Annotated in this window: 9 protein-coding genes and 1 rRNA gene; 9 read left to right on the forward strand and 1 reads right to left on the reverse strand. The window is 42.2% G+C overall.

Going from position 1 to position 9,796, the window contains the following annotated elements:
• Positions 1-3 precede the first annotated feature (3 nt).
• Positions 4-498, forward strand: coding sequence for a prepilin-type N-terminal cleavage/methylation domain-containing protein (locus QZZ36_RS08225; protein ID WP_295079786.1), 495 nt, complete (start codon positions 4-6; stop codon positions 496-498).
• Positions 499-512: 14 nt separating this feature from the next.
• Positions 513-1,586, forward strand: a complete 1,074-nt coding sequence (locus tag QZZ36_RS08230; RefSeq protein ID WP_295079789.1) for a type II secretion system protein — start codon at positions 513-515, stop codon at positions 1,584-1,586.
• Positions 1,587-1,647: 61 nt separating this feature from the next.
• Here the strand turns inward: QZZ36_RS08230 and QZZ36_RS08235 are convergent, their stop codons facing one another.
• A complete protein-coding gene (locus QZZ36_RS08235) occupies positions 1,648-2,520 on the reverse strand; it encodes an A24 family peptidase (protein WP_295079792.1) in 873 nt (290 codons plus the stop codon).
• A gap of 137 nt (positions 2,521-2,657) precedes the next feature.
• Here QZZ36_RS08235 and QZZ36_RS08240 point away from each other — a divergent pair, with 137 nt between their 5' ends.
• The 7 genes from QZZ36_RS08240 to QZZ36_RS08270 form a co-directional block, all read left to right on the forward strand.
• Entirely contained in the window at positions 2,658-4,340 is a 1,683-nt protein-coding gene (locus QZZ36_RS08240; RefSeq protein WP_295079794.1) for a type II/IV secretion system protein, read from the forward strand.
• Between the two features lie 24 nt (positions 4,341-4,364).
• Positions 4,365-5,468 carry a type IV pilus twitching motility protein PilT gene (locus tag QZZ36_RS08245; protein ID WP_295079798.1) on the forward strand — a complete coding sequence of 368 codons (1,104 nt, stop codon included), beginning with the start codon at positions 4,365-4,367 and terminating at the stop codon, positions 5,466-5,468.
• A 683-nt stretch (positions 5,469-6,151) separates the two neighbouring features.
• Positions 6,152-6,664, forward strand: a complete 513-nt coding sequence (locus QZZ36_RS08250) for a prepilin-type N-terminal cleavage/methylation domain-containing protein (protein ID WP_295079801.1) — start codon at positions 6,152-6,154, stop codon at positions 6,662-6,664.
• 284 nt (positions 6,665-6,948) lie between these two features.
• Positions 6,949-7,470 (forward strand): type II secretion system protein, encoded by a 522-nt coding sequence (locus tag QZZ36_RS08255; protein ID WP_295079804.1) that lies wholly within the window; start codon positions 6,949-6,951, stop codon positions 7,468-7,470.
• Positions 7,471-7,738: 268 nt separating this feature from the next.
• Positions 7,739-8,251: a type II secretion system protein gene (locus QZZ36_RS08260; protein ID WP_295079807.1), complete on the forward strand. Its 513-nt coding sequence runs from the start codon at positions 7,739-7,741 to the stop codon at positions 8,249-8,251.
• Between the two features lie 187 nt (positions 8,252-8,438).
• Complete coding sequence (locus QZZ36_RS08265; protein WP_295079811.1) at positions 8,439-8,999, forward strand: type II secretion system protein; 561 nt, start codon at positions 8,439-8,441, stop codon at positions 8,997-8,999.
• Between the two features lie 448 nt (positions 9,000-9,447).
• Positions 9,448-9,796 (forward strand): 16S ribosomal RNA (locus QZZ36_RS08270); the annotation flags it as partial.

Consider the following 9,796-nt stretch of genomic DNA (forward strand, 5'->3'; position numbering starts at 1 on the left):
CTTATGAAAAAGCGTAAAAAGAATCTCAAGGGCATGACTCTCATCGAAATGATCATTTCCATTTTTGTACTCGGACTCTTAACAATGATTCTTGTAATGGTCGGCGAACATATCGACGCTCAGTCGAGAGCTGCCAATAACTTAAAGGACAAGATCGTTAAGGAGGCGCCCTACGCCGCAAACAAAGTAAAAACGTATACAAATAAGGACAAAGCTACTGTTGATCTTAAATCGGAAGATATCACAATAGATATCATTTACGACAAGGATAAGCCAAAGATCGAACTCACTGCAAAGAAGTATGAAACTGTAGATGTTGTCCTTGACGGCAGATCTGCCAAGTCACAGGAAAATATCAAAAACGGTTTTAACAGCGGTCTGAATCTGGATTTCATTGATGATATCATGAATGAGAAAGATCGGAAAAAAGCCGAAGAAGCTGAAAAGGCCAAGGAAGAGGCGGAAGCTGAAGCTCCACCTGCTGAATCCGGTGATTAAGTGGGGTGGCAGTTATGAGGAAAACATTTAAAAAGGGCTTCACCCTTCTTGAGCTCATTGTAGTAATGGCGATCTTCTCGCTTCTTATGGTAGCTGTAATGTCTATGATCGATCCTGTTTCACAGATATTCAAAAGACAGTCAGTAGCCGAAAAAACTTACTCCTATGCACACAATATACAGACATATCTGCAGACTCAGCTTGAGTATGCAGAGTCTATGGTTGTTACAACGGGAGATCAGTTCCAGCCGGATACTGAGGATAAAAAGTATCCCGGTGAGGATATTGACGATGCTGTCAAGAAGTATGCCAAGAATCATTTTGAGTATGATGTTATACCAAAGGATAAGGACAACATACGCTGGATGAAAGGTAAAGTCCATGTACTCAGAATGGTCAACAGCGGAGCTGACAGAGGTCAGATCAAGCACAGTATATATGAATTCAAGTCAAATACTGAGGACAACAAGGGACTTACGGTAAGTCTGGTACAGTCTGAAGCAGACGGTATCAACCCTGCTTTCTTTAAGGCAAATGACGCAAAGTATAACTTCAGTTATGCTTTGGGCGCATCAAAACTTGTTTCAGTTCCGAATCCTGCCGGTGGTGATGCAAATTCTACCTACAAGGCGCTCAAGACTGACTATGACGGAGGCAAGGCACCTGATGTAACAATGGATTTCTTCAATATTTCGATCGTTATCGATAAAGCCGGAAAAAACAATCAGGGTTCTATCGATGTGAGCGATGCGAAGACCGATGATGCAGGCGATCCTTTAAAGGACGCTGATGGAAATCTTATTACCGCTGACTACAGAGCATTCAGAATGCCTGCAGTGCTTCAGGTAGCTTCTATTGAGCTGTCCAATGTTCTCCTTAGTAAGCCGACAGGATATGCTTACCAGAGAACCTTCAAGAAGAACGGTACAGAAGATATTGCGTATACTCCTGATAATTCAGAAGCATACCGCGGTATGGCTTATGAGTCATTCTTACCGGATGATGTAAACTTTGACAACGATATATATTTCATCTATGCTTTGACAGATGAAATGGAACCCGGCGACGAGATAAACGAAGTCGTATAAGTTGTATAAATAAGAAAACAGGCAGCAGTCAATGCTGCTGCCTGTACTTATTTTTCACTCTTTATTCGTGGGGAAGAAGATTAAGATACATCTGCGCTAACTGAGGTCCCCACAAAGCGCCGATCGCGATACCTATCGAAAGGAAAGGACCAAAAGCGAATTTTGAGTCTTTTGTGACCTTCTTTATTATAAGTCCGCCTACAGCGGCGGCAAAAATACCAAAAAATGTTGAAACGATAATAGCTTGTGTTCCAAGTACAGCTCCCGCGGCGAACATCAGAAATGTATCGCCAAGCTCAATTGCCCTGAAGTCTTCACCGAACTTTTTCCTGATGACCGGGCGGCTGACTTCACCGATAATGAAAAACGGTACACTTATTATAAGAGCTCCTATAATGCGGCTCTTCAGTGTAACATCTTCATATTCGGGAGAGTGAAAAAGAGCAAGCGGAACTGCGAGAACAAATATGATACCGACGATTATCATGCTGATCTCCATAGTGTCCCAGTCCATAAAGGCAACTACTATGAGAAGCGACATGAGAACGCAGGTTATTATGGATTTAACATTGATATCCAGAGCATAAAACGTCAGAACATAAAGGATCCCGTTAAGGGATTCAACTATCGGATAGCGGGGGGATATCTTCGCACTACAGCTGTGGCATTTGCCGCGAAGCATGAGCCAGCTGAATACGGGGATAAGGTCTATGGGTCTTATCTTTGCTCCGCAGGTCATGCAGTGGGAAGCTTTTTCCTTGTCTTCCTTGGTCCCGCCGAAGCCGAGTATCGATTCGCCCTTCGGCAGCCTGTAAATCACTACATTAAGGAAACTTCCTATGCAAATGCCGAAAAGAAAAACTATGACGTAAAACATGATCTTGAATGGCAGCTCGGTAAATTCACTGTGGAGCATATCTTCAAAGCCGAACATGATTTTACCCCTCCTTCATTATTAAAAATGTTCATAATATTATTATAACATAAATTATGGAAAATTCAAGTAAAATTTTAGAATGCGGGAGTGTATGACGGTACACTGAGCATTCAGAAAATAAGCGGAGGTTTTTTATGAGAAACGAGAGAATTGGTGACTACTTAGTCAATCAAGGGCTTATCACAAGCGAGCAGCTTCAGCAGGTTCTTGACGCGCAGAGAAATTCCAACGGTTCCAAGAAATTCGGTGACGTTGTTGTTGAGCTGGGCTTCATGTCTGAAGTGAATTTCGCAAAGGCTCTTGCCGGAAATCTGAGAGTTCAGTACGTTGACCTCGATAATATCGAGATCAATTCCGACGCTGTTCAGATGGTTCCAGAGGCGCTTGCAAGGAAGCACACTGTCATTGCTATCAATGTACAGGGCAAACGTCTCACAGTTGCAACGAATGATCCTGTAAACTTTATCGTCCTCGAAGACATCAAGGTTTCAACAGGTATGGACACCGTTCCCGTTCTTGCAACAACATCTGCGATCAACAAGGCGATCGGTAAGTGCTACTCAATGCAGAACGTTGACAGCGTTCTTGAGAACGTAAACGCTATGGGCGGCGACCTCGGTGAAATGTCCGAGGCTGACCTTGAATCCAAGGACAGAGTTGAAAGCGCTCCTATCGTTAAGCTCGCAACTACTATCGTTGAGAACTCCTACAGAGCAGACGCGACCGATATCCATATCGAGCCCTTTGACAAGTACACAAGAATCCGTATCCGTGTAAACGGCGACCTCGTTGAACTCATGAATATTTCCAGTGCTGTTCACAGTGCGCTTACAACACGTTTCAAGCTTATAAGCGGTATGAATATCGCTGAAAAGAGAATCCCTCAGGACGGCCGTTTCACACAGGTCGTTGACGGAACCACTCTTGATGTCCGTGTATCCTCACTTCCTATGGTACACGGTGAAAAGATCGTTATCCGAATCCTTTCAACAGGACAGATCGCGCTCCGTAAGATCACAGACCTCGGTATGTCCGATTATAACTATACACTGTTCGAGTCAATGCTCCGTGTTCCTCACGGCGTTATCCTCGTTACAGGACCTACCGGTTCCGGTAAAACAACTACCCTTTATGCTGCTCTCGGTGAGATCGCTAAGCCTAACGTAAACGTAGTTACTGTTGAGGACCCTGTCGAAAAGGCTATCGACGGTATCAACCAGTGTCAGGTTAACGTAAAGGCAGGAATGACATTCGCCGCTGCTCTTCGTTCTATTCTCCGTCAGGACCCTGACGTAGTAATGATCGGTGAGATGCGTGATACCGAAACAGCCGATATCGGTATCCGTGCCGCTATCACAGGACACCTTGTTCTGTCGACCCTCCATACCAACGACGCTGCTTCGACAGTTGTACGTCTTGTTGATATGGGCGTAGCTCCTTACATGGTTGCTACATCAATCATCGGCGTTATCGCACAGCGACTCCTTAAAGTTCTGTGCCCTGAGTGCAAGAAGCCAAGAATGTCAACTCCCGAAGAGAACGATCTTATGGGTATCGACCATTCTATCCAGATATTTGAGCCCGGCGGATGCCCTGTATGCAATAACACAGGATACAGAGGAAGAACCGCTATCCATGAGATCATTCACTGTACTGCTAAGGTTTCTTCCATCATTGCAGCCAACGGCAGCAAGGAAGATATCGAGAAGGCAGCTAAGGAACAGGGAACAAAGCTTCTCCGTGACAACGCTTCCGAGCTTGTACAGGCCGGCGAAACATCAATCGATGAGCTCGTAAGAACTACATTTACAGTTTAATGGCTTCCAGGGAGGATAATTAATATGGCAATCGAAATACATAGAATACTTGACGAGGTAAGACTCCTCGGCTGTTCTGACCTTCACTTCACAGACAGGATCGCTCCTGTTGTACGTCTGAACGGTACGCTCAGAACTATGCGTACACAGTACCCCGAAATGGACGAGGAGGAAATACTCAACATCGTTCATCAGATGACCAACGACGCTCAGCAGACAAGCATCAACAATCACCACGATACCGACTTCTCGTTCACAACAAGAAGCGGCTACCGTCACCGTGTAAACGTATACTTCCAGAAGGGTAAGCCCGCTATCGCTATCCGTCTTCTGAGAAACGATATACCTACACTTGAGGATCTCGGACTTCCTCCGATACTCGCTGACTTCGCTATGCGTCCCCGTGGACTCGTTCTCGTAACAGGTCCTACCGGTTCAGGTAAGTCAACAACCCTTGCTGCAATGATCGACTTCGTTAACCTTAACAGAAGCGCTCATGTTATTACAGTAGAGGATCCTATCGAGTATGTTCACGATCATAAGAGATGTATGGTAAACCAGAGAGAGATCGGCGATGATGTCGGAAACTTCGCCCTCGCCCTCAGAGCTGCTCTCCGTGAGGACCCCGATGTAATCCTCGTAGGAGAAATGCGTGATTTCGAGACTATCCAGGCTGCTGTAACCGCTGCCGAGACCGGACACCTCGTTATGTCAACACTTCATACCACATCTGCAGCTGATACCATCAACCGTATCATCGACGTTTATCCTGAGCATCAGCAGCAGCAGATCAGAACACAGCTCGCTAACAACCTCGTAGCTGTTATCTCTCAGACACTTATTCCTAAGAAGGACGGTTCAGGCCGTATCGCTTGTATGGAGATCCTTAACGTAACAGACGCTATTTCAGCTATGATACGTGATAATAAGATCCACCTTGTTCAGTCTGCTATCCAGACAGGTAAGCAGCAGGGCATGATGTCACTGGATATGGAGCTTGCAAGACTTGTATCCAGAAATGTCATCAGCGAAGTGGACGCCCTCGAAAAGTGCCTCGACAAGCAGGAATTCTACCGCTTCCTCGCTCAGATGGGCGGCGCAGGAAGAGCATCGGCTCCTCAGGCATAATTCCGGGAGGAATATCAGTGCCGCAGCTGCAATGGCGGTACTATATATAATAAGTATAGAAGCTATCGGGTAAGGACCATTTTCAAAAGGTTCTTACCCGAAAATTTTTCAGGGATGAGAAAAAGGCGGTTTGGACCTTGTGTCAGGGACGCAGATAACGTCTGTACGGAGGTCGTATTTACTCGAAAAATAAGGTGAAAAAATTAAACTAATAGGCCGTGAAAAAAGCCCATTTTTTAAAGCAGATTTATGAATAAAAAAATGTAAAGCCTAAAATAATTATGACCGACGGTAATATTTTTTCAGAATATTACAGAGCAAAAAATATTTTCCGGACAAAAAAATACTTTATAAAGGTCTGTCTGACCCCGAAAAATACCATGAAAAGCGTTATACAAAAAGTATAAACAACTGTGAATATAACAAATACTAAATTAAAGATTTAATTTATTCATAAAAACTTGTGCAACTCGACGAAAACGACAAAAAAAATATGCCTATTTACCGTTCTGATGTAAAAAGTGCCCTCGATTATGGATTTTTTTTTCTGAATCTGTTGACATATTGTGAATAAGGTGATATACTATAATCACAGGGAAGGGAAAGGGAGAAAAAATCCCAGAACCTAAAATCGAGTGGAAGCAAAGCTTTCACAAATCTATTTTTTAAAGGAGGGTTTTCTTATGAAAACTACAAAGAAAGGTTTTACACTTATTGAGCTCATCGTTGTTATCGCTATCATCGGTGTTCTCGCAGCAATCCTCGTTCCTTCAATGCTCGGTTATGTAAAGAAGTCCAAGATTTCTTCAGCTAACTCAGCAGCAAGCTCACTCCAGAAGGCTATCAACACAGCTCTTATCGAAATCGATGAAGAGACTGAGGAAGGTTCTGATATCACAGAGATCGAGCGTACAAGCAAGACTGGTAATGTTACTATCAAGCCTACAAATTCTATCACTGGTAAGTCAGATGTTGGTAAGTATGTATGGGATAAGATCCGTCACTACATGGATAAGGCTAAGAAGTGCACATTCAAGGCTTCTTGTGAAGGCGGCGCTTGCAAGGCTATCGCAGTTTGCATCGATAAGACATACACAGGTACAGTTCCTTCAGGTGTTGTAACAGTTGATTCTTACACAGCATATAAGAACAACTATACATTAGCTCTTACAGAGGCTCTCAAGAAGGTTTCATAATCAGAGTAAAACCTTTTAGAACTGAATAAAAACAAAGGCTCCTCCCAATAGGGAGGGGCTTTTTTTGCCTGTTTTACGTTAGATACTTGTAAATATAGACTTATGATGAAATAAATATTTCTGAATTAAAACCTTAATATTGACAAATTATGAATTTCTTGATATAATATATGCAGAAGCTGAAAAAAATAATGAAGCGCAGCTTCTGAATCGGAGGAAAACATAAGTAGAATGCAGGGAAATATGTTTGACCTTGCATAAGATTCTTAAAGGAGGTTTTTCACATGAAAACTACAAAGAAGGGTTTTACACTTATTGAGCTCATCGTTGTTATTGCTATCATCGGCGTGCTCGCAGCAGTCCTTGTTCCGTCTATGCTCGGATATGTAAAGAAGTCCAAGATATCTTCTGCTAACTCAGCAGCAGCTTCACTTCAGAAAGCTATCAATACAGCACTTATTGAACTTGAAGAGGAAACAGAGCGTGCTTCTGAAATAGGTATGCTTGATCGTAACAGCAAGGCTTCAGGTGCTACAGTTAATATTAAGGACGACAAGGGAACACCTATCACGGATATTATCGATAATGATGATATGTGGGACAAGATCTGTCATTATATGGACAAGGTCAAGAAGTGCAGATTCGTCGCTTACTGTGACGGAGGCGCTTGTACAGCTGTTGGTGTAAGTATCGACAAGACTTATACAGGTACTGTTCCGGGCGGCGTTGTAACTGTTGACACTTATAAAACCTACCAGAACAATTATTCACTGGCTGCTCAGGAAGCTCTTAAAAAGGTTTCGTGATCTTGAATATGGTTTTGAGAATTGAATAGAAGCGGTAAAGGCTCCCTCATTTTTTGAGGGAGCTTTTTATGTCCGTTTTGTATAAATGCACAATTTAAAGCAATAAAATTTGGAACAAAAAATTGCGTTTTTTATTGACAAACTGTGAATTTTATTATATTATATAAGTGGATAAAATTTCATGGGGTTTGCGCTGTTTAGGCGAAAAAACGATATTGGAAAAGTGAAGTGGGAGTGCATCACAAAAATTATACAAGGGGGAATATTTATGAAAAAAATAACACGTAAAGGCTTTACGCTTATTGAACTCATAGTGGTCATTGCGATCATAGGAGTTCTTGCGGCTATCCTTGTTCCGTCAATGCTCGGATATGTCAGAAAGTCCAAGATAACATCTGCAAATTCAGCAGCGAATTCGTTTATGAAGGCGATCAATTCCGCGCTGGTTGAAATTGATGATGAATATGATATGGGTTCTGAAATAACAGAGATAGAGCGTGTGAACAGGGATGATCAGGTGGTAAAGATCGTTCCGTCGTCTGTTGAAACAGCTGTCGGCAAGGACAGAATGTGGAAAAAGATCACTAACTTTATGAACAAGTCCAAAAAGGCAAAATTCAAAGCGATATGTGACAGCGGTGCCTGCAAGGCTATCGCGATATGTATTGATAATACATACACCGGTACTTGTCCGTCAGGCGTGGTGAATATCGACAATTATCAGAATTTCAAGAATAATTATAATTCTGCCCTTACGCTTGCACTTGCAAGAGCAAGCTGAGGTTTGAAAATATGAATATGCGCATTCATATTGTTACGGAAGTGTGTTGAACAAAATGCGCGTTTCATGGACTATATGCACAATAAAGGGTAAAAAAAATTGTTACCGATAAGTCATTTTATTATTGACAAAGTGTGAACTTTTTGATATAATATATATGAAAAAATGTATTGGGAGGTGCATTACGATGAAGACGAACAAGTCCAAAAAGGGCTTTACTCTCATGGAGCTTATCATCGTTCTTGCAATTTTAGGTATATTGCTTACCATAATGATCCCGACTTGGGGATACTTCATAACCAAATCGCGTGAAAGGAACGCAAATTCAAAGGCTAAGATAGTTTTTAATGCTGCTCAGACTGAAATAACAAGGTATGCTGAGAGAGAGCGTACTATGAAGTCTGATGACCGCTTTATTACAGACGGCAAGTTCTATTTTTATTCGCATAACGGAAACGGTGCGAAATGCAATGATAAAGGCGTTTCGTCAGATTCGGATAATACTAAGTTCGCGCAGGATAACAATAAGCTTAGCAGAGCAATAAACAGAATAGCCGGTACAGAAGGTTCTTACAAGATATATGTTGAAAATTATATAGTAAAATCAGTAGTTTACAGCAATTTTGAATCCGGACGTTACAAGGGTACTTACCCTAAAACAACGGATCAGCTTGGTAGCACAGAGCTGACAGGTATCAGGAACGGAAATGTACAGGATTCAAATATGTCAGTAATGATTTTAGACTAAAGGATTCAATGCAGCCGCTTATGCGGCTGCATTATTTTTTTGCAAATTGATTAAAACAGTAAGTTTTCAACATAATAGTTCTTAGAATGTTAAAAACTTTGTGCTTGACACTGTTACCAAAAAGAGGTATAATATATTTACTGTCCGACAAGTGGAGGGCGAGAGCACGAAAAATTTCTTGAAGAAATTTGAAGAAAGTGCTTGACAAAGCTTAAAGATAGTGATATAATATTAAAGCTGTCCCGGAAGGGATAGTGAAAAACAGCATCTTGAAAATTGAACAATGCGAAGGAAAAAAAGTAACGACCCTTGAGATTCCTTTTTGAAGCTGAGAGATCAGTGGAGAGAAGAAAAGGTCAAGAAAAGACTAAAAAATTACGCGAAAGTAATAACGCAAGCGTTATGAACAGGATTAGATAATAGATCCGAAAGGATTTACTATACAACTTTAATAAAGAGTTTGATCCTGGCTCAGGACGAACGCTGGCGGCACGCTTAACACATGCAAGTCGAACGGAGGTATTTTGGTTTACTGAGATACCTTAGTGGCGGACGGGTGAGTAACACGTGAGCAACCTACCTTGTAGAGAGGGATAGCTTCTGGAAACGGATGGTAATACCTCATGACATATACGGAAGGCATCTTTTGTATATCAAAGATTTATCACTATGAGATGGGCTCGCGTCTGATTAGATAGTTGGTGAGGTAACGGCTCACCAAGTCGACGATCAGTAGCCGGACTGAGAGGTTGAACGGCCACATTGGGACTGAGACACGGCCCAGACTCCTACGGGAG

This window comes from Ruminococcus sp. (genome assembly GCF_016287535.1).
Taxonomy (GTDB): domain Bacteria; phylum Bacillota; class Clostridia; order Oscillospirales; family Ruminococcaceae; genus Ruminococcus.

Coding starts and splice junctions, on each gene's coding strand:
- QZZ36_RS08225 (WP_295079786.1), top strand. CDS start 4: ATGAAAAAGCGTAAAAAGAATCTCAAGGGCATGACTCTCATCGAAATG.
- QZZ36_RS08230 (WP_295079789.1), top strand. CDS start 513: ATGAGGAAAACATTTAAAAAGGGCTTCACCCTTCTTGAGCTCATTGTA.
- QZZ36_RS08235 (WP_295079792.1), bottom strand. CDS start 2,520: ATGTTCGGCTTTGAAGATATGCTCCACAGTGAATTTACCGAGCTGCCA.
- QZZ36_RS08240 (WP_295079794.1), top strand. CDS start 2,658: ATGAGAAACGAGAGAATTGGTGACTACTTAGTCAATCAAGGGCTTATC.
- QZZ36_RS08245 (WP_295079798.1), top strand. CDS start 4,365: ATGGCAATCGAAATACATAGAATACTTGACGAGGTAAGACTCCTCGGC.
- QZZ36_RS08250 (WP_295079801.1), top strand. CDS start 6,152: ATGAAAACTACAAAGAAAGGTTTTACACTTATTGAGCTCATCGTTGTT.
- QZZ36_RS08255 (WP_295079804.1), top strand. CDS start 6,949: ATGAAAACTACAAAGAAGGGTTTTACACTTATTGAGCTCATCGTTGTT.
- QZZ36_RS08260 (WP_295079807.1), top strand. CDS start 7,739: ATGAAAAAAATAACACGTAAAGGCTTTACGCTTATTGAACTCATAGTG.
- QZZ36_RS08265 (WP_295079811.1), top strand. CDS start 8,439: ATGAAGACGAACAAGTCCAAAAAGGGCTTTACTCTCATGGAGCTTATC.